Below are 23,688 nucleotides of genomic sequence, written 5' to 3' on the forward strand. Positions count from 1 at the left end.
CGGCGCCCGGTCTCAGCCGCCGTCCGTGACAGCGATCATCACAGATCCAGTGCCTCGATCGCCTGTTCGGCCATCTTGGACTCCCCCAGGGCGTTGGGGTGCACGGGGACGATGTTCGTGCCGAAGAGGACCGGCTCGATCCAGCGGGTGCCCGAGGGCTGACAGGCGTCGTGTCCCTCGGAGACGCCGGACAGGTCGACGTAGGTGGCGCCGGTCTCGGACGCCGCGCGCTGCACCGCCTTGTTCAAGTGGGTCTGCAGATCCCGGAGATAGGGCACGTCGCCCGTGGCCACCGGCATCTTCGCGAAGCAGCCCGGGGCGGCCTGCGCGGGCAGGATCCACGGATAGCCGAGGATCGCCACCTTCGCGCCGGGCGACTTGGCCTTCACCGCGGCGAGCGCCTGCTTCACCGCCGGGTACGTGACGTTGTCGACCTTCTCGGTGAAGGAGTCCTTGTAGAGGTCCTTGCACGGGCTGCCCTGGCCGCCCGTGAGGATGCCCGCCGAGCCGCAGGCGAGGATCGCGCTGATGAAGGTGTTGTTGTCGTTGCCGCCGATCGTCATCGTGACCAGATCGGTGTCCTTGCCGAGCGCGTCGAGCTGCGGGGCGACGCCGGGGTACTGGGACCCGGCGAAGTCCTTGGTCTGGGCGCCGCCGCAGGTCACGTCGCTGAGCTCGGCGCCGGTGCGCCGGGCGATGACATGGGGGTAGTTGACGGCGGCGCGGGCGCACAGGAGGGGTGCGGCGGGGTCCAGCGGCAGGACGCCGGAGCCCGCGCTGTAGCTGTCGCCCATGGCGACGTAGGAGAGCCCGTCGGCGGCGGGCCCGGGGGCGGCCGTGGCGGGGGTCGGCGCGGTGAGGCCGAAGGCCGCGGTTCCCGCCGCGGCGACGAGGGCCGCGAGGCTTCTGGCACGTACGCGGATCGGCATCCGATTCTCCTTTGAATCCGACGTGCAGGGGCACGGGGGCATGGCGCAGCGCCGTACGGCGGCGGCATGGGTGACTCGTCAGGGAAGGGTGGGGGAAGTGCCGGGTGCGGCATCGCGAGCTCAACTCCCCATTTGTTACCAGGGAGTTAAGTGGTGCAGCGTTGAAGTTACTGACAGGTTTGAATACGCGTCAATAGGCGTGCAGCCGCCTTCGCCCGGTCGGCCGCGACTTCCTCATGTCCACGACATCATCACAGGTTCGACCCACGACGTTCATACCGTGACGCCGCCACCCGTGGCACCCTCCCGGTGTCGAAGCAGTCAACTCGCGTAGACCGCCCGCTCCTTGGGCCCCACCGGTCGCTGTGCGCGAGTACCGCCCGGGAAAGGACTCCCCCCACATGCCCGACTCCCACATACGACGCCCCCGCACCCGGCACTGGAAGCCCCTGGCCCTGACGGCCGCCGCGGTCCTCGTCGGCCTCACCGTCCCGGCCGCCGCCGACGCCACGACCACCACCGCGGCCTCCGGCTCCGCGAGCGCGGTCGACGACTACTACAAGGACGCCGAGGGCAAGACCGGACCGGCCCTCAAGAGCGCCCTGCACACCATCATCAGCAAGCAGACGAAGCTCTCGTACGACCAGGTCTGGGACGCCCTGAAGGTCACCGACCAGGACCCCGGCAACAGCGCGAACGTGATCCTGCTCTACAGCGGGCGCTCGCAGAGCAAGGACAGCAACGGCGGCGACGCGAACGACTGGAACCGCGAGCACGTCTGGGCCAAGTCCCACGGCGACTTCGGCACCGCGACCGGCCCCGGCACGGACGTCCACCACCTGCGCCCCGAGGACGTCACGGTCAACAGCACACGCGGCAACAAGGACTTCGACAACGGCGGCAGCCCCGTCGACGAGGCCCCCGGCAGCCTCACGGACTCCGACTCCTTCGAGCCCCGCGACGCCGTCAAGGGCGATGTCGCCCGCATGATCCTCTACATGGCGGTCCGCTACGACGGCGAGGACGGCTTCGCCGACCTGGAGCCCAACGACAAGGTCGACAACGGCAGCGCCCCCGCCATCGGCCGCCTCTCCGTCCTGAAGCAGTGGAGCGACGAGGACCCGCCGGACGCCTTCGAGAAGAACCGGAACCAGGTCATCTACGACACGTTCCAGCACAACCGCAACCCGTTCATCGACCACCCGGAGTGGGTCGAGTCGATCTGGTAGCCGAGCGCCTACCGCGCTGACTGTCCCACTCGCTCCGGCTCCCGGAACGAGTGGGACACCCTGCGGGCCAGAGGCAGAACGGCCGCGCCGAGCAGGAAGCCGTAACAGGCCACCAGGCCATGGCCGTTGTCCTGTGCCAGCCACATGACGAGGCCGAGCGCGGGCACGGCCGCCGCAAGCAGCCGTTCCCTGGTGTCCCGGGTGGTCAGCAGGAGAGCCCCGGCGAGCGTCGCGGCCAGGAAGTACGTCGCACCCGAACTGCCCGCGAAATTGCGCGGGTCGGTGCTGTGGGAGGTCTCGCCGAACAACGCGTCGATCCGCTCGGGCAGCAGGATCCCGGCGGCGAACAGCACCAGCGTCAGCGGACCGCGCCAGAACCACTGCGCGAGGGCGGCGATCACGGCGAGCGTCGCCAGGTTCCAGACGGCGCCGAGGAAGCCCCCGTTCTGCAGGAAGACCGAGGTGACCACACGCCACCACCCGGACTTCCCCGGGTCGGCGTCGAGCGTGTCCATCGCCCCGGACCAGGTGTGCTGGAGCACCACTCCGCCGATCGCGACGGCCGCGAGGCCCACGGCCACCCAGGGGACGGGCCGCTGCCGCACGGTGTCCTCGCCGACCAGCGCCAGGCCGCCCTTGAACATCAGCACCAGCAGCGCCGCCGTCGTGACGTTGAACAGAATCGCGCCCACGCAGATCGTTCCCCCGTTGAAATGCCATCACCCCAGGTCAGAGCGCACATTAGCCCAGGAGTTCAACGCTTTGGCCAAGCAATGCAACACCTTGACCCAGGCATTGCGCACGGTGGTTCAGGGGGTGTGCGCGCCTGGTGACCGCAGCCACCCCCCGGCCCGCGCCGTCTCCCCCGCCACCCGCAGCAGGCGGGTGACCGCGGCCCGGCCGGTGGCGCCCCGGGTGAGCAGGTGGAGTTCGATCGTGGCCGCCGGGGTCAAGGGGCGCCAGGCCAGGCCCGCCGGGAGGCTCGGGACGGCGGACTGGCCGACGACCGTCACCGCCCGGCCGCTCGCCACGGGCGTGTGCGCGGCGTCGAAGGAGAGCTGGCGCAGCCGCAGGCTCGGGGCGATGCCCGCCTGTTCGAAGATGCCCATGATCGCGTCGTAGTGGCCGGGGTTCTCCGCGCGCGGGTGGACGAGGAGCGTCTCCCCGGCGAGCGCGGCCACGTCGACGGCCGACCCGCTCTCCGCGAGCGGGTGGTCGGCCCGGAGCAACACACCCTGCGGCTCCAACCTGACCAGCGTGCGCACGAGTTGAGGGGTGGGCGGCGGGCAGCGCACCAGGCCCGCGTCGAGCGTCCCGTCGGCCACCGCCGCGACGATCTCGGCCGTGGGCAGCAGCCGCGTCGTCGTGGTGAGGCCCGGGTGGCGCTCGGCCAGCGCGGCCAGGAGCGCGGGGGCCGTCTCGTATCCGGTGCTCGCGCTGTAGCCGAAGGACAGGGTGCCGTGCTCGCCCTCGGCGAAGCCGCGGATGTCCCGCCACAGCCGGTCCGCCTCCTCGCACAGCGCCGCGCCGCGCTCCATCAGGACCCGCCCGGCCTCGGTGGGCTCGACGGACTGGGTGGTGCGGTCCAGGAGCCTGACCCCCAACTCCTGTTCAAGCTGGCGTATCTGGCGGCTGAGCGCGGGCTGCGCGATGTGCAGCCGCTCGGCGGCGCGGGTGAAGTTCCGCTCCGCGGCGACCGCGAGGAAGTACCGGAGGCGACGCAGTTCAGACATGCCGCGGAGCATACGACCCACGCTGACCTGCGTTGATGCCGCCCCGATATGGGCCGATCCACAACAGGTCTTTCCCTCGCCCCAACTCCCGTCCCTACGGTTCAGATGCCGCCGGAACACACGCAGGACCAGTCCCGGCGGCGGGCCCACACGAGACCCACGACAGACCTTCGAGAGACGAGAGCAGGCCGCGCCATGACCACGCACCCCCTCACCGAGCTGACCACCGTGACCCAGTCGAGCAAGGCCGTCGTGCAGCGCTACATGGACACCCTGATGGCGGGCGACCTCGACGCGCTGCGGGAGTTCTTCACCCCGGAGACGACCTGGACGCTCGCCGGCGACCTGCCCGTGTCGGGGACCTGGACCGGACCCGACGAGATCCTCGGCGAGTTCGTGCCCGCGATGGTGTCCCGACTGGTCCCGGAGACCGTGGAGTTCGAGTTCCACGGTCTCATCGGGGAGGGCGAGCGGGTGCTCGCGGAGTGGAGCACCCGCGCCCTGGCCCGCTCCGGCGGCCGCTACGACCAGCACTGCCTGGCGGTCTTCACGGTCCGCGACGGCCGGATCGCGGACGTACGGGAGCACTTCGACACCCTCCACGCCCAGCAGATCGTCTTCGCCTGAGCCCCCGCCCCACACACACGAACGCCCCTCCCCCGCTCCCCCGAAAGGACCGCCCGCCATGCACGCCCTCCTCCCCGGCGCCGACCCCGACAAGCCCGTCATCCTCGGCGAGGTCCCCGAACCCGAGCCCGCACAGGACGAGTTGGTGCTCACCGTCGAGGCGTACTCCGTCAACCGGGGCGAGACCTTCCAGCTCGACGGGCAGCTCGACCGGACCTGGCCCGGCTGGCGCCCCGGCAAGGACGTCGCGGGCACGGTCGTACGGGCTGCCGCCGACGGCACCGGACCCGCCGAGGGCACCCGCGTCGTCGCCCACCCGCCCGCGTACGGCTGGGCCGAGCGCGTCGCCGTGCCGACCGGCGCCGTGGCCGAACTCCCGGACAGCGTCGACGCGGTCACGGCCGCCGCGCTCCCCCTCGCCGGGATCACGGCGCTGCGGCTGCTGCGCGCGGCGGGGCCCATGGCGGGGCGGCGCGTCCTGATCACGGGGGCGAGCGGCGGCGTCGGCCACTACGTCACCGAGCTGGCCGCGGCGTCCGGAGCGGCCGTGACGGCGGTGAGCGCCGGTCCCCGACGGGGGGCGCGTCTGGTGGAGTTGGGGGCGGTCGACCTGGTGACGGCGGTCGAGGAGGCCGAAGGCCCGTACGACGTGGTGCTGGAGTCGGTCGGCGGCGACTCGCTCCCGGCGGCGCTCGCACGGCTCGCGGCGGGCGGGCTGCTCGTCTGGTTCGGGCAGGCGAGCCGCACCCCGGTGACGCTGGACTTCTTCGACTTCTTCAAGGGGCCGGCCCAGGCGCGGATCACGCACTTCGACTACACCCGGTCCGAGTCGACGTACGGCGACGACCTCGCCGCCCTGGTGCGGCTCGTCGCCACCGGCCGCCTCCACCCCGAGATCGGCACGGTCCGGGACTGGAGCCGCACCGCGGAGGTCATCGGCGAGCTGCGCGGGCGCAGGGTGCGCGGGAACGCGGTCCTGACGGTGGAGTGAGCGCGGCGCCCATAGAATCCCTCTATGCCCGTATCTCCACTTTCTCCGCGTGTACCCGATCTGTCCGCCCTTGATCTGCTGCTCAGCGTCATCGAGTCGGGGAGCCTGGGCAGTGCGGCCGCGGTGCACGGCATCAGCCAGCCCTCGGCCAGCTCCCGCATCCGCTACCTGGAGAAGCTGGTCGGCGTGCCCGTCCTGGAGCGCACGCCTCGCGGGTCCCGGCCCACCCCGGCCGGGGTGCTGATCGCCGAGTGGGCGCGCGCGGTGGTCGACACGGCGCACGAGCTGGGTGCGGGGATCGACGCCCTGCGCGAGCAGCGCTCGGCCCGGCTGTGCGTCGCCGCCAGCCAGACCGTCGCCGAGTACCTCTTCCCCAAGTGGCTGATGGCGCTGCGCACCCGCCACCCCGACACCGCCGTCGCGCTGGAGTCGGGCAACTCGGCCGAGGTCGCCGCGGCCCTCCTCGACGGCCGGGCCGGAATCGGCTTCATCGAGAGCCCCCGGGCGCCCCACGGACTGCAGAGCCACGTCGTCGCCAGGGACCGGCTCCTCGTGGTGGTGGCCCCCGGGCACCGCTGGGCCCGGCGCTCCTCCGTCGCCCTGGCGGAGCTCGCCACGGCGCCCCTCATCCAGCGGGAGGCGGGATCCGGTACCCGTACCGCCTTCGAACAGGCGGTCACCGCCCGCCTCCCGGGATGGCAGCCGTCCGCGGCCCTCGAGCTGTCCTCGACCACCGCCATCAAGACCGCGGTGGCAGGCGGGGCGGGCGTCGCGGTCCTCAGCTCGCTCGCCGTCGCCGAGGAACTGGCGGCCGGCACCCTGCGGTCGCCCGCCGTGACGGACCTCGACCTCACACGCACCCTGCGCGCGGCCTGGCCCACGGGGCAGCAGCTCGCGGGACCGGCACGGGATCTGTACGCGATCGCCCGGTCCTAGGACCGACGTCCGGCACCCGGCACTCGGCACTCGGCACTCGGCAGCCAGCAGCCGGTGTGCTCATAGAGTCGTTCTATGGATACATCGACTTGTTACCGCTACCGGCGGGTGTCCGGCGGACGGAGGGTGAAGCCACCACTCCTCCGATGAAGCGGGACACGATGTACACCCTCCTCTTCCTCCTGATCTCCCTGTGCGTGCTCGCGGTGCTCTGCCCGTGGCCGCCCAGGTCACGGCTGCTGCTGTGGTCGGGCACGCTCGCCCTGACGACGCTGGCGTTCCTGCCGCACGTCCTCGACCACACCTTCCACCTGGCCTTCTGAGGAGGAGCCCACGATGACCACCACCGCCACCCCCGTCACCCCCGCCCCCCTCACCCCCGCGGCTCCCGCCGGCCGCGCCCGCGCCCGGCTCTCGAACCGGCTCGGCCTGTGGTTCGCCAACCTGTACGTCCTCGGGATGTGCGGCACCATCGGCGGCGCCTATGTCTTCCAGTTCGGCCTGGGCGAGTACCCCTGCCCGATGTGTCTGCTGCAGCGGATGTTCATGCTGCTCAGCGCGGTCGGCCCGGCCATGATCGTGGCCCGGTCGCGCAAGGGACCGGTCAGCACCCGTGAGTTCGCGACCGGGTGGGGCGTCGCCGCCGTCGCCGCCCTCGTCGGCTCCACCGTCTCCGCCACCCAGGTCCTCATGCACATCATGCCGCCGGACCCCGGCTACGCGGGCGCGCTGTTCGGCCTGCACCTGTACACCTGGGCCGCGATCACCTTCGTCGTGGCGGTGCTCGCCGCGGCCGTCGTCCTCGTCCTGACCCCGCAGGCCGAACCCCTGGACGCCGCGGTGGACTCCCCCGCGCTGCGCCGCACCGCCACCGTCAGCCTGGCCGTCCTCGCCTTCTTCGCCGTCAGCAACCTGGTGGCCTGCTTCGCCCTGCAGGGCTTCCACTGGCAGCTGCCGGGCGACCCCACCAGCTACCGGCTCTTCACCGACCTCGGCTGAGGCACGCGAGCCTCAGCCGAGGCCCGCGAGCTTCAACTGAAGCGCACGGGAAGGTACTTGACCCCGTTGATGAAGTCCGACCGCATGCGCCGCGCCTCGCCCGCCGGTTCGATCCTCGGGTAGCGCCGGACGAGGGCGCGGATCAGCGCCTTGATCTGGCTGCGGGCGAGGTTGGCGCCCAGACAGAAGTGCGGACCGCCGCCGCCGAACGTGAGGTGATCGTTCGGTGTGCGACGCAGGTCGAGGGTGCCGGGGTCGGTGAAGACGTCCTCGTCGCGGTTGGCGGAGGTGTAGAAGAGGACGGCCTTCTGGCCCGCGCGGATCGGCACGCCGCGTATCTCCGTGTCGCGGGTCGCGGTGCGGCGGAAGTTGTGGATGGAGCCGTTCCAGCGCAGGAACTCCTCGGTGGCGGAGGTCCACAGCGCGTCGTCGTCGATGCCGGCGCGGAGCTCGGCGAGGGCGTCCGGGTGCTCGATGAGTGTGCGGAGGGTGCCTGCGAGCAGGTTGCGGGTGGTCTCGTTGCCCGCGACGCACAGCGTCACGAAGAACATGTTGATCTCGTGCGTGGACAGCCGCTCGCCGTCCACCTCGCCGTGCACCAGGGCGCTCATCACGTCGTGGCGGGGGTCCTTGACGCGGGCGGCGGCGAGTTCGTCGCAGTAGAGGTAGATCTCGGCGGCCGCGGTCTGGCCGTCCTCCTCGCTGGTGCGGAAGTCGGGGTCCTGGAAGCCCACCATCCGGTTGCTCCAGTCGAAGATGCGGTCCTCGTCGGCGGCGGGCACGCCGATCATCTCGCAGATGACCTGCAGCGGCAGCCGGGCCGCGAGCCGCTCCACGAAGTCGACGTCGGCGCCCGGCTCCACGGAGTCGGCGAGCAGCGCGGCCCGCCGCTCGATGTCGTCGAGCAGCTTGGCGACCATGCGCGGCGCGAACGCGGTGCTGACCAGGCGCCGGTAGCGGGTGTGCCTGGGCGGGTCCATGCCGACCAGGGTCAGGCCGAGGCTCTCCAGGGCCTCGGGCGTCTGGTCGCGGATGAAGAACGAGCCGCGCTGCACGGACCACAGCTCCGGGTCCCGGCTCAGCGCGACGATGTCCGCGTGCCGGGTGACGGCGAAGAAGCCCTCGCCGTCCGGGAGTTCGTGCCAGTGCACCGGGTCCTCGCGGCGCAGCAGCGCGAACTGCTCGTGCGGCACCGCGTGCGCCCAGGTGTCTTCGAGGAGGTCGATGGAGTCGAGGGTGGGGACGGTGCTCATGAGGGGTCGGCCTTTCGACGAGGGTCGGCCTTTCGGGGGCGGTCGGCCTTTCGGGGGCGGTCGGTCTTGCGGCCGGGCGTGAGTCCGAGGAGGCCGCTGAGCCCGTTCACGACCAACTCCTCGGGTACGGCGGCGGGTTCGAGCCGGTGCTGGAGCGCGCAGCCGAGGAGGACGCCGAGCACGAGGGCGCCGGTCTCCTCGGGCGGGTACGGGAGCGTGCTGCCGGTGGCCTCGGCCCAGTCGGCGAGGCCCTCGCCGAGCTGCGCCCGTATCTCCGTGTAGCGCCGGGCGAGCGGCGCGCCGACGAGCGGGTCCCGGGCCCCGTACAGCCACAGCTCGGTCTCCAGGAGCAGCCAGGAGTCGCCGCGGTCGTCGTCGGCGGGCCGGGTCACGCTGCGCCACATCACCTCGAAGTGCGCCCCGGGGTCGGCCACTTGGTGCAGCTCGCCCGCCAGCCGCTCGGCGGTGCGCTCCTTCCATACGTCGAGCAGGGCGAGCAACAGCCCTTCCTTGCCGCCGAAGTGGCTGTAGAGCGCGCCCGTGGTGCGCCCGGCTGCGTCGGCGAGGGCCTCGGCGGAGACCGCGTGGAACCCCTTCTGGGCGAAGAGCTCGGCGGCGGCGTCGATGAGCCGGGTGCGGGTCTCGGACTTGCGCTGGGCCTGGGTGGGTCGGGGCACGGGTCTCCCTGGGCGGCTGCGGTGTGCACTTATATCGGTGAGCCGATATAAGAGAGGAACCCACTGAACTGACGAGTCGTCAAGTCCTTGCGCAGCCACAGCCCTCGGCGGGCCGCCGCCTCGACCCCCTCGCACGGGCGGCGGCCCTCTTCACCGTCAGCCCGGCCACGTCCCGGTGAGACGGCGCGTCGTGACGGCGCCCGCACGGTCGACGGCTGCCTTGACCCCCGCGAAGATCGCACCTTGCAACGCGGCGGCGAGCAGCACCTCACGCCAGGTGCGGCCCTCGTCGGTGGCGTCGGGCGCGTCGTCCTCGTGCCCGAGGGTCTTCCACATCTGCTTGAACACGGCGCCCGCGAGGACGCCGCTCAGCGCCCCGAACGCCATGCCGACCGGCTTGTACGCGACCTTCACCGCCTTCACCGGCCCCTCCCTTCGCCAGCGGGTCGACGTCCCGTCGTGAGTACCCCGTCGGGAGCGGGTCACGCGGCACCGCGGGTGGGAGGCGCGGGAGACTACGGTGCGACGGAACCCGGCAGTTCCTCGCCGCACCAGCCGCAGTAGCGGACGCCCGCCTCGGTGCCCAGGCGGCCGCAGGCCGGGCAGACCCGGTTCAGGGCACAGGCCGGCTCGCCGCCTTCAGCGACGGCTCCGGGGGCGACGGTGGTCCCGGTGGCGGTGAGCGGGCCGCCGATGGCCATGCCCGCGCGGCGCTGATGAACGGAGACGTACGTCAGGCCGTGCGGCCCGGCGGACAGGGCGCGGCGCGCCGTCCTCGGCAGCCACACCACGGTGCCGGGCGTCAACTCCCGGCGCCGCGTGCCGTCGTCGAGGTGCCCGCCGCCCTCGGCCACGACCAGGATCACGTCCACGTCGGACTCGACGTGCTCGGCCACCGAGGCGTCCGGCGGCAGCCGCAGGACGTTGGCGTCGAGCTGTCTGCCCCGGTCGGGCAGCCGCCACAGCGCACCGCCCCGCGCCTGCTCGGCGGGGTCCGCGAGCTCCGCGGCCCGTGCGGCCAGCAGCAGCACCCGGGGGGACTCGTGCACGTTCAACCACTCCTCCTCAAGCAGCCACTGCTCCTCGAGCGGCCGCCTCTCCTCGAGCGGCCGCCTCTCCTCAAGTGGCCGCCTCTCCTCAAGTCACCGGCAGGATAAGGCCGTTGTCGAAGGCGGCCTTGGCGAATCGCTCGCCGATGCGGCGGTGCGTCGCGGCATCCGGGTGGAGCGCGTCCGGCAGCGGGAGTTCGGCGACGTCGTCCGGGCCGTAGAGGTCGCGGCCGTCCAGGTAGTGCAGGTGCGGGTCGGCCTCGGCGCGCTGGGCCACGATCCGGGCGAGCTCGTCCCGGATGACGCTCAACGTCAGCTTCCCGTAGGCGGCTTCGGCCGGGTCGCCCGTCGCCCGGAACTTCACCTGCTCGGTGCCGAGCGTGCCGAGGTCCAGGGCGGTGGGGCCGGGGGTGTCCTCGTGGATGGGGCACAGGATGGGCGAGACGACCAGGAGGGGTGCGGTGGGGTGGCCCTCGCGGATCGTGTCGAGGAAGCCGTGCACGGCCGGGCCGAAGGCGCGCAGCCGCATCGCGTCGAGGTTGACCACATTGATGCCGAGCTTGACGCTGATCACGTCGGCGGGGGTGTCCCGCAGGGCGCGCGCGGTGAACGGGTCGAGCGCGGCGCTGCCGCCGAGGCCCAGGTTGACCAGCTCCACGCCGCCGAGGGCGGCGGCGTGCGCGGGCCAGGTGGCAGTGGGGCTCGCGGCGTCGGAGCCGTGGCTGATCGAGCTGCCGTGGTGCAGCCACACCGGTCGGCCCGGGTCCGGGGCGGGCTCCACCGGGGCGTCGGTGCGCAGCTCGATGAGTTCGGTGGTCTCGTTGTACGGCAGCCAGATCTCGACGGTCCTGAGGCCGTCGCCGGCCGCCGCCTCCGGGAGGCCGGTGAACCGGACGGTGCCGGGCGGGCCCGGCGTGCGCTCGGCGCCGCCCGCGGCCATGTCGACGGTGATGGTGTGGCCGCCGTCCGCACTGGCCTGCGCCATGAGCCGGCCGTCGACCAGCAGGTCGTACACACCGTCGGGGCGCGGCGGGACACCCACGTAGACGAGCCTGGTGCGCAGCACGTCCAGCTCGACGGCGGTGGCCCGGGTGCGGAACGCGAGCCGTACGCCCGAGGGATGGGTCTCGACCATGGCCAGCTGGGGGTCGGTGTTCTGGGCGCGGGCCCGGGCGGGGAGCCGGTGCGGGAGCACGCCGAGCTCGGTGGGCTCGACGTCGAGGGCGCCGCGGAGGAGGGCGGCGGTGACGGGAGTGGTGGTCCAGTCGTGACGGGCGCTCATGGACTGCCTCAACTTCTTGATCAATGTGGACGGGTACGGCGCTACTTGACGGTCCGGGTGGACCGACTGGACTGACCGGACCGGGTGGACTGACCGGACCGACTGGACTGATCGGCCCGACTGGACTGATCGGCCCGGGTGGACCGGGGAGCCGGCGCGGGCCAGTTCCGCAACATCGCGTCGAGGACGTCCACGAGGCGCTCCCAGGTCTCCTGCGTGCCCGGGGCGCTGTGGTCGAAGCTGCCGCCCAACTCCTGGCTGATGTAGCCGTGGAAGACACTGCCGAGGAGGCGAACGGCGTGGGTCTGGTCCGGCTCGTCCAGGTCGTAGCCGCGCAGGATCGCCCGCGTCATCTGCGAGTGCCGCGGGCCCGCGCTGCCGAGCGCCGTCTCCGTGTCGAGCCGCAGCTGCGTGGCCGCGTACCGGCCGGGGTGCTCCTTCGCGTAGTCGCGGTAGACGTTCCCGAGAGCGGCCAGGGCGTCCTTCGCGGCCCGTCCGGCAAGCGCCGCGGAGCCCAGCTCGGCGAGCTCCTCCAGGGCGAGCAGGGCGATCCTCGTCTTGAGGTCCTGGGAGTTCTTGACGTGCGAGTAGAGACTCGCGACCTTCACATCGAACCGCCTCGCCAGCTCCGAGACGGTCACCCGGTCGAAGCCGACCTCGTCGGCCAGCTCCGCGCCCGCCCGGGTCAGGCGTTCCGCACTCAGCCCTACGCGCACCATAAGCATCCTCACCTTCAGCTACGCCCATTATGCATTTGCCTAAAAGATTTAGGCAACTTAGCCTCGGGTTTATGAAGCCACTGACCGAACAAGAGATCCGTGCCGCGTTCGTGAACTGCAGCAAGGGCGAGGCCAAGCGCCTCAATGTGCCCCGCGACCTGGCCGAGCGGCCATGGGACGACCTGGACTATCTGGGCTGGCGAGATCCCCAGGCGCCGGACCGCGCCTACCTCGTCATCGAGCTGGACGGCCGTCTGCAGGGCCTCACGATGCGCGGCTCCGCCTCTGCCAACTGGATGCAGGCGCGCCGCAGCATGTGCTCGATGTGTCTGACCACCCAGTCCGGCGGCGTCTCGCTGCTGGTCGCCCCGAAGGCCGGGAAGGCCGGCAAGCAGGGCAACTCGGTGGGCGCGTACATCTGCAGCGACCTCGCCTGCTCCCTCTATGTGCGGGGTCTGCGGGACGCGGGCGCGGGGGCCCGGCTGCACGAGACGCTGAGCCTGGAGGAGAAGATCGAGCGGACGGTGGCGAACGTCGCGGCGTTCGTCGCGAAGGTCACGGCCTGAGAGCTCCTCGCGACGCGTCAGCCCCCGAGGCGCTCCTCAACGGTCAAGGAGCCTCCGAGGCCCCCCTCAACGGTCACGGCCCGGGGCCTCCTCGGCCCAGCGCGCCACTCCGTCCGTCAACCGCACCCGGGCCCGGGGCACCGGCGCCGGTTCGGACTGCGTCTCCACCGGCGCCGCGATGCCGGGCGGGGTGCCCTCGCCCAGGCCCTGGTGGACGGCGCACGTGCAGCCGGTCCCGGCGGGCAACACCGGGCAGGCCGCGGCCAGTTCATGGACGAGGGTCATGTCGTCCGCGGTGATGCGCCACCACCAGTACATGTCCCACGACGCGTGGTCCGCCACGTCCCAGCAGTCGTGGGAGTGGTGCTCGACCACGCCCCCGCCGCAGGCCGAACACGCCTGCAGGATCGTGTAGTCGAAGACCGAGCCGTGCCCGGCGCCCGCGTGCGGGGCGCCCCGGCGGGCCAGGGTCAGCAGCAGCGTGAGGGCGGGCGCCGCACAGCAGCGGGCGGGGCGGGCGGGCAGGGGGTGTGGCATGCGGGTCATTGTCGCCGAACCTCCCGGCGGGCCGGGCGCGGTGTTAGCCTGACTTCTATCTAACACTGTTAGAAGGAGGGTCACGTGACCGCTGAGGCATCCGCTCCGATCGGCCTTCCCGGTGGGCCCTACGATCCGCCGCACGCGCGGGTGCTGGCCCTCGCCGCGGCGAAATGGGCGGCCCAGCCCATCTCCGCGCTCGCCTCGCTCGGGGTGGCCGACGTCCTCGCCGACGGGCCGCGCCGGGTGGCGGACATAGCCGCCGCCGTGGGCGCGCACGCCCCCTCATTGCACCGCTGCCTGCGCGCCGCCGCCTGCGTCGGCGTCTTCGAGGAGCAGGAGGACGGGCGGTACGGGCTCACGCCCATGGCCGACTGTCTGCGGCGCGACGCCGAGACGCCGATCCGCAACTGGGTGCTGATGCTCAACGAAGGCCCGATGTGGGACTCCTTCGGGAAGCTCACCGAGACGGTGCGCAGCGGCAAGGCGGCCTTCGAAGTCGCCCATGACAGGCCCCTGTTCGAGCATCTCGACAAGGACGCCGCATTCCGCTCCGTGTACGAGTCGGCGATGGGCGAGCTCACCTCGGAGCTCGCGGCCGAGCTCGTCACCGCCCTCGACTTCAGCGGCTACGGCACGCTCGTCGACCTCGGCGGCGGGGACGGCGAGCTGCTCGGCACGCTGCTCGCGCACGCCCCGGACAGCCAAGGTGTGCTGGTCGAGCGGCCCCACGTCATCGAGCTCGCCCGCGAACGGCTGGCCCGGCTCGGGGTCGCCGAGCGGGTGCGGTGCGTGGCGGGGGACGCCACGGACGAGGTGCCGGGCGGCGGCGACGCGTATCTGATCAAGAACATGCTGCACTGCTTCGACGACGACACCGCGCTTGCCGTGCTGCGCAAGGTGCGCGCGGCCTGCCACGACGACGCGCGCCTCTTCGTCATCGAGGCCGTCGTCCCGCCGGGCAACGGCTTCCACTGGGCGAAGCTCATCGACATCGAGATGCTCGCCGACAACGACGGGCGCGAGCGCCGCGAGGAGGAGTGGCGGGACCTCCTCGAGCGGGCCGGATTCACCCTTGAGCGCGTGCTGCCCGCCACCCCGCCGCAGTCGGTCCTCGTCGCGCACCCGGCTCCGGCCCCGTACGCGACCCCGACCCCGGATTCCACCCCCAACTGACCAGACGACCAGGAGGTCTCACCATGCGTGCACCGTGGAAGGGCGACCCCGTCGAGCGGGCCCGCAACCGGGCCCGGCAGCGGGTGCTGCAGAAGAAGCAGGACGACGAGCAGGCCCGCAACCGCGAGCGCCAGGAGCGCGAGCAGGCGGAGCGCGACGCGCGCCAGGAGCGGCAGCAGGACGACTGAGCGCCGCGCACATTCAACCCCCGCCCACCTCCAACTCCCCGTCTATGACAGGGCGTTGGCCTCCTCCAGACGCACCCGCAGCCCGTCCAGCAAGCGGTCGAGCCCGTAGTTGAAACGGGCCTCGATGTCGGGGCGGGCGAGGCGCGAGCCGACCGCGACCACGTTCGGGTACTCCTCTTCGGAGAGGTGCGCGAGCCGGTCGCGGGCGGCCTCCAGGAACTCCATGGGGTCCGTGCCCCGCGCCACGTCGGCGGAGAGCGGCGACGTCTCGTGGAGGACGAAGCCCTGGACGTACTGGGTCAGGGAGTACAGCGAGTCGGCCGTGTCCTGGTCGCCGAAGCCCGCGCGGCGGACCGCGCCGAGGATGACCTCCGCGTGGTGCAGGAAGTGCGGGCCGAGCTGGAGCCGCCCCGCGAGGACGCGCCCCGAGTCGCGCTTGGACAGCAGGTACTTGCGGTACTCCTGCATCATCTCGCGCAGCTCCCGCCGCCAGTCGCCGTCGTCCCGCACCAGTGTGTCAAGCCGCAGATCGGCCAGAAGGGCATCGGCCAGGAGGTCCAGAAGCTCATCCTTGTTCCGGACATACCAGTACAAGGAGGGTGCTTGGATGGAGAGTTCGTCGGCCAGGCGTCTCATGGACAGGGAGTCGAGCCCGTCCCGCTGGAGCGTGCGCAGCGCTGCCGCCGTGACGGCTTCGAGCGTGATGGACGGCCGTGGCTGGCGGCTTGCCGAGTTGGCGGCGCGCTGAGCGGGCATGCGGCCGACTCCCTCCTGCGGGTGCTGTACGGGTTCCCTAATAATGTTAGGGGAACGGGGTGGCGGAAAGTAACTCTCCGCCACCCCTGTTGCCGTCCCGTCACCTACCGCAGGTGGGGCAGTACCTCGTCCGCGAAGAGCCGGAAGCTGCGCTCCATCGTCGGGCCGTCCTGGCCGCCGAAGTCCACCTGCCACAGGAAGGTGTCCACGGACAGGAACTCCTGGAGCCGGCGGGCCCGTTCGAGCACGGTCGCCGGCGAGCCGACGACGGCTGTGCCGAGGCTGCGGAAGTCGGCGATGTCGAGGTTGCGCAGCGTCAGGGCCATCTGGGAGTACGTGGGGTAGTCCTTCGACGACGTGTGCATCCACGCCTCGGCGGCCTCCGCCCATACGGTCAGGTACTCGCGCAGCAGCGGGTCGGCGGTCTCGTACGCCTCGTCGTCGGTCTCCGCGACGTACAGCGGGATGGAGACGGCGACGCGGGGGCGGGGCGCGTCGGGGGCGTCGCCGTGGACGTCCTCGAAGGTGTCGAGGTAGACCTCCACCAAGTCCCGTACGCCCGCGAGGTCCTGCTGCCGGGGCGGGGGCGTGACCAGGAGCCCGAAGCCCTGTTCGGCGAGCCAGGCGAAGCTCTGCCGGGAGCGGACGGCGGCGCCCCACACGGGAGGGTGCGGGCGCTGCACGGGAGCGGGCAGCGAGGTGGCGTCCCGGAACGAGAAGAAGGGGCTGTCCTCGGAGACCTTCTCCTCGGTCCACAGGCGCAGGACCGCGGCGATGGTGTCGTTGAACCGGTCGCGGCTCTCGTCCATCGACACCCCGAACGCCGCGAACTCGTACGGCATCCAGGCCCGCGCGAAGCCCACGTCGAGGCGGCCGCCGCTGAGCGCGTCGACCATCGCGGTGTGCGCGGCGAGCTGGATGGGGTGGTGGAAGGCGGGCAGGACGCAGCCGGTCATGAGGCGGATCCGGCTGGTCTGCGCGGCGACGGCGGCGAGGAAGGTCAGCGGGCTGGGACAGTAGCCGCCGTACTCCTTCAGGTAGTGCTCGGTCATCTTGACGTAGTCGAGGCCCGCTTCGTCCGCGAGCCGGGAGATCCGCAGCACGTCCTCGTAGTACTCGCGCGCGCCGCGGGTGGCGGGGCGGCAGTCGGGGAGCAGCGAGATGCCGTGTTTCACGATCGTTTCCTCTCGGTCGGGATGAGCAGCGCGAGATAGGCGGCGTCGGCGGCGAGCAGCGGCGTGAGGGTTCCGGTGCGCCAGTACAGGACGGCGTGCACGGCGGGGACGAGGAGGGCGGGCAGCCAGACGTCGGGGGCGGTGCGCCGCCCGGCCGGGACGGCGCGCACCTGCACGGCGGCGTGGGCGAGGACCGCGAGGCCGACGGCGGCCACGGCGCCCGCCCCCGCGAGGGCGCTCACCAACCCCGCCCGGAACGCGCCCTCTTCGGCGACCACGGCGACCGCGAGGGCCACCACGCCCCACGCGGCACCGGGCCCCGCCACCCGGGCCCGCGCCTCCTCGGCGGCCTGCCCTCGGGCGAGGCCCAGCCAGTGGGTCTGCCCGGCGGCGGAGGCCGGGCGGGGCGCCCGGCGCGGGGCCGCCCTCCCCCGCTCCCCCACCCGCACGGCCCGCGTTCCCCGCAGCGCCGCGCCCGTGTCCGCCACCACGCTCGCCAGGAACGCCGCCGCCGCGAACTCGCCGCAGCCCAGGGCGAGTCCGAGGAGCACGAGGGCCGCCGTGGTGCCGTCCGGGGCGGGCGGGTGCCACGGCAGGGTGCCGCACAGGGCGGCGGTCAGCGTCACCAGGCCCCCGGCGGCGGCCCCGGCGAGCGACCGGGCCCGGGCGGGCGGCACCGCCGTGAACCGGCCTGGCGCATGGCGGGCGAGCCAGGGCACCAGGACCCCGTACGCCCCGGCCGCCACCAGCAGGACCGCCGCCGCGGCCACCGCCCCGCTCATGAACCCGCCCTCTGTACGCGGGGCTTGGCGCCGGGAGCGCTCGCGGGAGCGCCCGGTCGCGGCGCCGTCGCCCGCACCGTGTTCTGGTAGCGCCAGATCCGCGCGTTGAACAGGGCGTGCGCCACCACCGCTCCCAGGACGGTGCCCGTCGCCAGGGTCAGCGCGAGCGCCACGCACGACAGCGGGAGCTTCGCCACGACCTGGGCCCAGCCGAAGAAGATGTGCGAGAGGGCGAAGGCCGCGGTGGCGAGGAGCAGTATCAACACCCGTAAGGACCAGGCGTGTTGATGGAGCGCCACGCCCGTCAGCGCGCCCCGGAACACGCACTCCTCCAGGACCCCGACCGCCACCAGCCACACCAGCGGCAGCGCCACGTCGCTGTCGCGGCGGCTGGCCGTCCAGCGCCGCTCCACCGCGGGAGCCGGGCCCTCTCCCCCGGCTCCCGCGGTGAGTTTCGCGGCCGCGCCCACCGCCCGCGTGGCCCGCGTACGAGGAGCGGTTGCCGTCGTGCGTACGGGAGTCGGCCGGGTGGACGCGCGCCGGGCGAACCGCCGTGTGATCGCCGTGTCGGCGGTGGCGATCAGCGGAGCCGCCGCCGCGCCGAGGACCGGGCCCGCCACCAGTCCCCAGACCGCCGCCTCCCGCCCGAGCGCGGCGGGGCCGAGCACGACCAGGCCGAACCCGGTCACGGCGGCGAGCACGCCCGCGTACACCTGGAGGGTGTGGACCCCCCGGTGGTCGAAGAAGCGCACGTGCAGGTGGGAGGCGAGCGCGAGGGCGGAGAACGCGCACAGCGTCAGCGCGGCCAGCGCCGTGGCGCGCAGCTCAGGGGTAGGGATGAGGGACGTCATCGGTGAAGCCCCCGTAGTCGGCGAAGCGCGGGTGGGCGGCGGGCACGGCGCTGGGCAGCGGCAGGCTGACCGTGTCCGGCGACCAGACGCGCATCGCGTGGAAGCCGAGGGCGCGCAGGTCACGGGTGGTCAGATCGGCGAAGTAGAGCTTTTTCCCGGTGTGTTGGAAGGCGTCGACGAGGCCGCGTACGGCCTCCTTGACCGGGCGTTCGTCGTCGGGCGGGAGCTCGGAGGCGGGTGTCTCGGTGTGGTGGGCGAAGCGCCGCTCCACCGTGCGGGCACCGTTGGACGTCGCGTACAGGCCGACGTTGCCCTCCAGGTCGTAGATGTCCCCGGTGTCGGGCGTGCCCTCCTGGGACTGTTCGACCGCGACCCAGGCGGCGAGCCACTGCACGCCCGCCGCCTCGAGGAGCGCCCGGTACATGGCGCGGGCCAGCGAGGCACCGCTGCCGAGGCCGATGGCGACCTCGGGGACGAGCCCGGCGGGCTGGCGCAGCAGGCAGGCGATGGTGAAGCCGGGCAGGTCGGGGCTGGGCAGGGCGTGGAACTCGGGGCGGGGCGCGGACGCCGGGAAGTAGGTGTCGACGATGCGGTCGACGTGCCGGGTGCGCGCGTCGGGCCGGATCAGCGCGGACTGTGTGCGGCCGTACCAGTGGCCCATGGCCGCGTCGACCTGGACGACTTCTTCGAGTGCCGCGCGCAGGGCGGCCGGTGGGGTGGTGTGGGTCGCGGTGCCCGTGGTGACGGCGGGCAGCGTCCAGGGCTCCTCGCGCCGGCGCACGTACCCGAGGAGGAAGCGCTGCGTGGGCACCCAGCAGGTGCCGCCATCGGTGAGGGACGGCACGCGGATCCAGCCCGAGGGGGCCTCGGGGTCGAAGCGGTCGAAGGGGAAGCCGTCGCGCTCGTACTGCTCGCCGGTGAAGAGCCGGAAGGCCGACAGGGGCAGCAACGGCTCGTTCTCGGCGGCCAGTTGCGCGTACGAAGCGTGCCGCTCCTCGAAGTGGCCGTCGAGCGCGGCGGCGTAGCCGGAGTAGCGCTCCAGGGTCTCGGCCAGCGAGCGGATGTGGCTCTCGAACGGGAAGATGCCGTAGCCGCCGATGTGGTAGCTGCCCGCCTTGGGCGGCGGCTGGTCCTGGCGGACGTGGACGCCGGTCATGTCGGCCGTGCCGACGAGGAGCCGGGGGCCGCCGGGGTAGCGGGTGAGGAAGCCCATCGACGTGGTGATGCCGCACAGCGGGTTGTGCATGCGGCGGCGCAGCCGGTGGACGCGGGTGTCCTCGTCCTGGTGGAGGGTCAGGCGCATCAGTCCTCCAGCCACGAGCGCGGGTCGAAGTGGAGGGTCTCGTCGTCCCGTTCGGGCACGGAGCCGCAGCCGGGGCAGCCGGGCAGCGGCAGGACCTCCTGGTAGGAGATCTCCATGCTCGGCAGATAGCAGCCGAGGACCTTCTGGATGGTGAACGTCGAGCCGCAGCTGAGGTAGTTGGTGGCTTCGAGGGCGAGGTGCGAGCAGAGCAGCTGCTGCACGGGGCCGTAGACGGGCGGCTCCCCGGCATGCACGGCGGAGCGGGCGAGCGCGGCCTTGTAGCGCTGGTATCCGGCGCTCTCGCGGAGGTTCATGGTGACGCGGGTCTCGAAGCACTCGAAGCAGGCGGAGCGCCCGGCGACCATGGTGGGCCCGACGAAGAGGAAGGGCCCGTCGATCGCCGCGTACGTCCAGTCGATCCCGGCGGCGCGGGTGAGCCGGTTGAGGAGCTGGGCGCGCACCGGGTCGATGGTCTTCTCGGCGAGCAGGAGATAGTGGCCGCGCCAGGGGGCGAGGAGTTCCACGGCTTCACCGAAGGCGAGCCCGTCGTGCAGGACGGCCGGTGCGAGGGCGTCGAGGCGGGCTCGTACGGGGTGGTCGGGGCCGGGTATGAGGGTGTCGCCGGTGACGTCCGGAGGGAGTAACGCGGCGGTGCGTTCGGTGAGTTCGCCGTCGCCGAGCAGGATCACGCCCTGGGCGACGGGCTGTTCGGGGCGGGTGCCGAGGGCGGCCATGCCGTCGAGGTAGGCGTCCAGGGCGTTGCCGGGGCCCTCCTCGATGGCATCGAGGCCGTAGAGGTGGTCGACGAGGGCCTCGACCTCGACGCGCGACACGCCTTCGCGCTTGGCGAGGTCGCGGCGCGAGAGCGTGCCGTCGAGTCCGCTGACGAGGTTGAAGAGCTTGCCGGAGCGGGAGTCGTCGGTGAGCGTGTAGGACTTGGCGTTCCACACCCCGGTGCGCAGTTCGACGACGTCGGGGCTGTGGCCGACGACGGAGAACGAACGGCGCACGCGCGGCTGCCGGTTGTCTGTCATGCGTGGGGCCTCTCTTCTGCCTGGTCCCTGGTGGTGTCGAGTGGGCGCGCGGGGGGTCAGCCCGCGCCCAGCAGCACGGTGTGGAGCAGCGTGCGGTGCACGCCGTCGAGGTGGAGGGCGGCGTGGGCCTCGTCGTCGTAGAAGCCGGAGAAGTCCACGCTCTGCAGCCCGAGCCCGGTGGCGGCCAGATGGGTGTTCTGGGCGATGCCGCCCGACTCGTGGAACATCGAACGCATGCCCCGTGGGCCGTACTTGCGCATCGAGCGCCAGGGATTGCCGATCAGCAGGAGCACGGCGCCCGCCCGCTCGAAGTCGATCGAGCCGTCCTGCGGGTCGAAGGAGGCGAGGAGCTCGGGCAGCGTCTCGGGGCCCGCCTGCGCGGTGAGGGCGTCCTCGACGGGCAGATAGCGGTGCAGCCCCCGCTCGAGGCCGGTCACGTTCAGGGCGGCGAGCCAGAGCTCGACGGGGTAGAGGCCGCCCGCGCTGGGCACCGTGCGGAAGCCCATGGTCAGCGGGGCGCCGTCGGCGAGTTCGATGTCGGCCTCGGCCGTGACGCCGCCCGCGAAGCGCAGCACGGTGGCGATGTCGTCGAGGGAGACCGGGGCGCCGGTGAAGTCACGGCCGCTGCGGCGGCGCAGCACGGTCTCGGCGAGCCCGGCCGGGGCGTCGGCGCCCTCGGGCAGCGGGACGCGGGGCGCGCCCTGGCGTGGCAGCCGGTCCTGGCGGGACTGGACGACCGCCATGACATCGGAGAAGTAATAGCCGATGGACAGCAGGGCCTCGCGGTCCCAGCGCCGCATTCGAGTTGCCAGCAGAAACTCCTCCGCGATGCGTTTGGCACCGTCTGCTGACTGGTTTTCAAAACGCATCGAGTGGGTTTGCAAACCTACAGCGTTCACATGTGGACTCATCGTGCGATAGGCACTCGCGGCAACCGAGGACCGCACAAGTCCTGAATCTGCGGGGGTCTGCGCATCGCTCATGTAATTGCTCCTCGCATTTACCCGCCGCTGCGGACTTAACCATTGTTGTCAGAAGTGACGAGGGGGCCGGCGCGCCGCGGGCCCGTGACCCGCGGCGTGCCGGCCGTCATCAGTTACTTGCGGACAACGGCTCCGCAGCAGCAGGAACAGGCGCCAGGAACCAGAACGGCACCTTCACGACCTGCGCCGAACGGCTCAAGAGCGGCCTGCGGGGTGCTGTTGCGGTGCTCCGCCGTCTTCTCGGACTGCAGCTTCATGACCATCTCCTCGTGTTGGGATACGGAGGGTGGATTCCATGTGCACGAAGGGCATCCGGCCACTTTCACCGGAAACCCCCGGTGAGGTCGGTGAGTCTGTTGAGCAGAAACTTCCAGCCTCACAGCGTCGCAACCTAACAGTGTTTGTCAGCCAATGCAAGGCCGCCCCGAACGAGCTTAAAATGCCCGAACGGACAACAAGCGGCACGCTATATTCCACTTGACGAAGCCTTTTGACGGGTCATACCGGACCGTTATTGCGTGGCGCCCCCGGCATGCGTTACCAACGACGCCATGGCCTTCGAAGACGCACCTCCGGTTGATCTGCTCGATTCCGCATTCATGGCCGACCCGGGGCCGGGCTACGCCGACCTCCACCGCACGGAGCCGGTGACCCGCGTGCAGCTGCGCCCGGGCCTGAACCCCTGGCTGATCACGGGCTACGACGTGGCGAAATGGGTACTCTCCGACCCGCTGTTCAGCGTCGATCCGGCCAGCACGGAGGAGCCGGTGCGCGCGGCCATCGCGGTCGGCCGCGCCGAGGAGAAGACGGCCCTGCTCGGCCGTCATCTGCTCAGCGTCGACCCGCCCGACCACACCCGGATGCGCCGGCTGATGTCCCGGGCGCTCACCGCCCGGCGGATGCTCCAACTCCAGGGCCCCGTCGAGGCGTTCGCGGAAGCACAGCTGGACACCCTCGCGGGCCGCGCCGACTTCGACGTCCTCGGGGAGTACGCGCTGCCGCTCGCCGTCGAGGTGATCTGCGAGCTGATCGGCATCCCCGCGGCCGACCGGCAGATGTTCAAGGACTGGGGCGCGCTGCTCGTGCGCGCCGAGCTCCAGGACGACGCGTCCTTCGACCGGGCCGCCGACGAGATGGCCGGCTACTTCGTCCCGCTGCTCGCCGCCCGCCGCAAGGAGCCCGCCGACGACCTGGTCAGCGCCCTGGTCTCGGCCCACGACGAGGAGCACCTCGACGACTACGAACTGATCTCACTCGTCTACCAGTTGTTCTTCGCGGGCCATGAGTCCAGCGCGTACCTCATCACCAACGCGACCCTGCGCCTGCTGTCCCACCCGGACGAACGCGCCGCCCTGGAGCGGGATCCCGCACAGATCGAGCCCCTGATCGAGGAGGTGCTGCGTGTCGACGGCCCGGTGAAGGTGCCCACGTGGCGCTTCCCGGTGCGCGATGTCGAGCTGTGCGGACGGAAACTGCGTGCCGGGGAGCCGGTGCTCGTGCTGCTCGGGGCGACCGGCCGTGATCCGCGCCGCTTCCCCGACCCGGACCGCTTCGCCCCGGACCGCTTCGAGAGCACCCGCGCGGCCGCGCAGCAGCACCTGGCGTTCAGCCATGGGATCCACCACTGCATGGGGGCCGCGGTCGGCCGCATGGAGGGGCGGGTCGGAGTGGCCCGGCTGTTCGCGCGCCACCCGGAGCTGCGCCTCGCCTGGGCTCCGGAGGAACTGCGGTGGCGGGACAACCTGATGATGCGGGGCGTGTGCGAACTGCCGGTGCTCGTACGGGAGTGACGGTGCGGGAGTGACGGTGCGGGAGTGACGGTGCGGGAGTGACGGTGCGGGGAGACGCGTCACTCCCGTGACGGGAGTGACGCGTCGAACGCCGGACGGGCTCGGCCGACGGGGGATCCGATC

27 protein-coding genes and 1 pseudogene are annotated in these 23,688 nt (G+C 72.2%); 10 read left to right on the forward strand and 18 right to left on the reverse strand.

What is annotated here, in order from left to right; translation table 11 throughout:
• Positions 1 to 38: 38 nt before the first annotated feature.
• Entirely contained in the window at positions 39 to 929 is an 891-nt protein-coding gene (locus tag ACFWYM_RS12110; RefSeq protein ID WP_384834053.1) for an SGNH/GDSL hydrolase family protein, read from the reverse strand.
• Between the two features lie 401 nt (positions 930 to 1,330).
• Between ACFWYM_RS12110 and ACFWYM_RS12115 the strand changes: the two genes are divergently transcribed.
• Positions 1,331 to 2,158: an endonuclease I family protein gene (locus ACFWYM_RS12115; protein ID WP_384834056.1), complete on the forward strand. Its 828-nt coding sequence runs from the start codon at positions 1,331 to 1,333 to the stop codon at positions 2,156 to 2,158.
• A gap of 8 nt (positions 2,159 to 2,166) precedes the next feature.
• Here ACFWYM_RS12115 and ACFWYM_RS12120 read toward each other — a convergent pair whose 3' ends face one another.
• Positions 2,167 to 2,850 carry a hypothetical protein gene (locus ACFWYM_RS12120; RefSeq protein ID WP_384834059.1) on the reverse strand — a complete coding sequence of 228 codons (684 nt, stop codon included), beginning with the start codon at positions 2,848 to 2,850 and terminating at the stop codon, positions 2,167 to 2,169.
• Between the two features lie 117 nt (positions 2,851 to 2,967).
• Positions 2,968 to 3,891: a LysR family transcriptional regulator gene (locus ACFWYM_RS12125; protein ID WP_384834061.1), complete on the reverse strand. Its 924-nt coding sequence runs from the start codon at positions 3,889 to 3,891 to the stop codon at positions 2,968 to 2,970.
• A 195-nt stretch (positions 3,892 to 4,086) separates the two neighbouring features.
• On the opposite strand from ACFWYM_RS12125, the gene ACFWYM_RS12130 reads away from it, so the two are divergent.
• The 5 genes from ACFWYM_RS12130 to ACFWYM_RS12150 all read left to right on the forward strand — a co-directional run bounded on the left by ACFWYM_RS12130 (position 4,087) and on the right by ACFWYM_RS12150 (position 7,444).
• Positions 4,087 to 4,518, forward strand: coding sequence for a nuclear transport factor 2 family protein (locus ACFWYM_RS12130; RefSeq protein WP_384834064.1), 432 nt, complete (start codon positions 4,087 to 4,089; stop codon positions 4,516 to 4,518).
• Positions 4,519 to 4,576: 58 nt separating this feature from the next.
• Positions 4,577 to 5,509, forward strand: a complete 933-nt coding sequence (locus ACFWYM_RS12135) for a zinc-binding dehydrogenase (RefSeq protein WP_384834067.1) — start codon at positions 4,577 to 4,579, stop codon at positions 5,507 to 5,509.
• A 24-nt stretch (positions 5,510 to 5,533) separates the two neighbouring features.
• Entirely contained in the window at positions 5,534 to 6,445 is a 912-nt protein-coding gene (locus ACFWYM_RS12140; protein ID WP_384834070.1) for a LysR family transcriptional regulator, read from the forward strand.
• A 146-nt stretch (positions 6,446 to 6,591) separates the two neighbouring features.
• Positions 6,592 to 6,768 (forward strand): hypothetical protein, encoded by a 177-nt coding sequence (locus tag ACFWYM_RS12145; protein WP_384834073.1) that lies wholly within the window; start codon positions 6,592 to 6,594, stop codon positions 6,766 to 6,768.
• A gap of 13 nt (positions 6,769 to 6,781) precedes the next feature.
• A complete protein-coding gene (locus ACFWYM_RS12150; RefSeq protein WP_384834076.1) occupies positions 6,782 to 7,444 on the forward strand; it encodes a disulfide bond formation protein B in 663 nt (220 codons plus the stop codon).
• Positions 7,445 to 7,476: 32 nt separating this feature from the next.
• On the opposite strand, the gene ACFWYM_RS12155 is transcribed toward ACFWYM_RS12150, so the two are convergent.
• The 6 genes and pseudogenes from ACFWYM_RS12155 to ACFWYM_RS12180 form a co-directional block, all read right to left on the reverse strand.
• Complete coding sequence (locus ACFWYM_RS12155; RefSeq protein WP_384834079.1) at positions 7,477 to 8,697, reverse strand: cytochrome P450; 1,221 nt, start codon at positions 8,695 to 8,697, stop codon at positions 7,477 to 7,479.
• Positions 8,694 to 9,374, reverse strand: coding sequence for a TetR/AcrR family transcriptional regulator (locus tag ACFWYM_RS12160; protein ID WP_384834082.1), 681 nt, complete (start codon positions 9,372 to 9,374; stop codon positions 8,694 to 8,696). The genes ACFWYM_RS12155 and ACFWYM_RS12160 overlap by 4 nt, the downstream gene beginning before the upstream one ends.
• A 156-nt stretch (positions 9,375 to 9,530) precedes the next feature.
• On the reverse strand, positions 9,531 to 9,797 hold the full coding sequence (locus ACFWYM_RS12165) for a DUF4235 domain-containing protein (RefSeq protein ID WP_384834084.1): 267 nt from the start codon (positions 9,795 to 9,797) through the stop codon (positions 9,531 to 9,533).
• 92 nt (positions 9,798 to 9,889) lie between these two features.
• Positions 9,890 to 10,423: a cupin domain-containing protein gene (locus ACFWYM_RS12170; RefSeq protein WP_384834087.1), complete on the reverse strand. Its 534-nt coding sequence runs from the start codon at positions 10,421 to 10,423 to the stop codon at positions 9,890 to 9,892.
• A gap of 88 nt (positions 10,424 to 10,511) precedes the next feature.
• The gene (locus ACFWYM_RS12175; protein WP_384834090.1) at positions 10,512 to 11,705 is read right to left on the reverse strand and encodes a GDSL-type esterase/lipase family protein; all 1,194 of its coding nucleotides are present in this window, start codon (positions 11,703 to 11,705) and stop codon (positions 10,512 to 10,514) included.
• A gap of 152 nt (positions 11,706 to 11,857) precedes the next feature.
• A pseudogene (locus tag ACFWYM_RS12180) lies at positions 11,858 to 12,424 on the reverse strand (TetR/AcrR family transcriptional regulator); the annotation flags it as partial.
• Positions 12,425 to 12,495: 71 nt separating this feature from the next.
• Here ACFWYM_RS12180 and ACFWYM_RS12185 point away from each other — a divergent pair.
• Positions 12,496 to 12,990, forward strand: coding sequence for an FBP domain-containing protein (locus ACFWYM_RS12185; protein WP_384834093.1), 495 nt, complete (start codon positions 12,496 to 12,498; stop codon positions 12,988 to 12,990).
• Positions 12,991 to 13,056: 66 nt separating this feature from the next.
• Here ACFWYM_RS12185 and ACFWYM_RS12190 read toward each other — a convergent pair whose 3' ends face one another.
• Entirely contained in the window at positions 13,057 to 13,527 is a 471-nt protein-coding gene (locus ACFWYM_RS12190; protein ID WP_384834096.1) for a hypothetical protein, read from the reverse strand.
• A gap of 84 nt (positions 13,528 to 13,611) precedes the next feature.
• Here ACFWYM_RS12190 and ACFWYM_RS12195 point away from each other — a divergent pair, with 84 nt between their 5' ends.
• Together ACFWYM_RS12195 and ACFWYM_RS12200 are read left to right on the forward strand one after the other, a co-directional pair.
• The gene (locus ACFWYM_RS12195; RefSeq protein WP_384834099.1) at positions 13,612 to 14,703 is read left to right on the forward strand and encodes a methyltransferase; all 1,092 of its coding nucleotides are present in this window, start codon (positions 13,612 to 13,614) and stop codon (positions 14,701 to 14,703) included.
• A gap of 23 nt (positions 14,704 to 14,726) precedes the next feature.
• On the forward strand, positions 14,727 to 14,891 hold the full coding sequence (locus ACFWYM_RS12200; RefSeq protein WP_384834102.1) for a hypothetical protein: 165 nt from the start codon (positions 14,727 to 14,729) through the stop codon (positions 14,889 to 14,891).
• Between the two features lie 42 nt (positions 14,892 to 14,933).
• Here ACFWYM_RS12200 and ACFWYM_RS12205 read toward each other — a convergent pair whose 3' ends face one another.
• The 8 genes from ACFWYM_RS12205 to ACFWYM_RS12240 form a co-directional block, all read right to left on the reverse strand.
• Complete coding sequence (locus ACFWYM_RS12205) at positions 14,934 to 15,647, reverse strand: TetR/AcrR family transcriptional regulator (RefSeq protein ID WP_384834104.1); 714 nt, start codon at positions 15,645 to 15,647, stop codon at positions 14,934 to 14,936.
• A 104-nt stretch (positions 15,648 to 15,751) separates the two neighbouring features.
• Positions 15,752 to 16,822, reverse strand: coding sequence for an LLM class flavin-dependent oxidoreductase (locus tag ACFWYM_RS12210; RefSeq protein ID WP_384834107.1), 1,071 nt, complete (start codon positions 16,820 to 16,822; stop codon positions 15,752 to 15,754).
• Positions 16,819 to 17,604: a type II CAAX prenyl endopeptidase Rce1 family protein gene (locus tag ACFWYM_RS12215; protein ID WP_384834110.1), complete on the reverse strand. Its 786-nt coding sequence runs from the start codon at positions 17,602 to 17,604 to the stop codon at positions 16,819 to 16,821. Before ACFWYM_RS12215 ends, ACFWYM_RS12210 begins: the two co-directional genes overlap by 4 nt.
• A complete protein-coding gene (locus ACFWYM_RS12220; protein ID WP_384834113.1) occupies positions 17,601 to 18,455 on the reverse strand; it encodes a CPBP family intramembrane glutamic endopeptidase in 855 nt (284 codons plus the stop codon). Before ACFWYM_RS12220 ends, ACFWYM_RS12215 begins: the two co-directional genes overlap by 4 nt.
• Entirely contained in the window at positions 18,430 to 19,758 is a 1,329-nt protein-coding gene (locus tag ACFWYM_RS12225) for a YcaO-like family protein (protein ID WP_384834115.1), read from the reverse strand. Before ACFWYM_RS12225 ends, ACFWYM_RS12220 begins: the two co-directional genes overlap by 26 nt.
• The gene (locus ACFWYM_RS12230; RefSeq protein WP_384834118.1) at positions 19,758 to 20,792 is read right to left on the reverse strand and encodes a TOMM precursor leader peptide-binding protein; all 1,035 of its coding nucleotides are present in this window, start codon (positions 20,790 to 20,792) and stop codon (positions 19,758 to 19,760) included. Before ACFWYM_RS12230 ends, ACFWYM_RS12225 begins: the two co-directional genes overlap by 1 nt.
• A 56-nt stretch (positions 20,793 to 20,848) precedes the next feature.
• Positions 20,849 to 21,661, reverse strand: coding sequence for a SagB/ThcOx family dehydrogenase (locus tag ACFWYM_RS12235; protein WP_384834120.1), 813 nt, complete (start codon positions 21,659 to 21,661; stop codon positions 20,849 to 20,851).
• A gap of 227 nt (positions 21,662 to 21,888) precedes the next feature.
• Positions 21,889 to 22,032 carry a hypothetical protein gene (locus tag ACFWYM_RS12240; RefSeq protein WP_384834123.1) on the reverse strand — a complete coding sequence of 48 codons (144 nt, stop codon included), beginning with the start codon at positions 22,030 to 22,032 and terminating at the stop codon, positions 21,889 to 21,891.
• A gap of 294 nt (positions 22,033 to 22,326) precedes the next feature.
• Between ACFWYM_RS12240 and ACFWYM_RS12245 the strand changes: the two genes are divergently transcribed.
• Positions 22,327 to 23,565 (forward strand): cytochrome P450, encoded by a 1,239-nt coding sequence (locus ACFWYM_RS12245; RefSeq protein ID WP_384834126.1) that lies wholly within the window; start codon positions 22,327 to 22,329, stop codon positions 23,563 to 23,565.
• The last annotated feature ends 123 nt before the right edge of the window (positions 23,566 to 23,688 follow it).

This window comes from Streptomyces sp. NPDC059009 (genome assembly GCF_042740175.1).
Classification (GTDB): Bacteria; Actinomycetota; Actinomycetes; order Streptomycetales; family Streptomycetaceae; genus Streptomyces.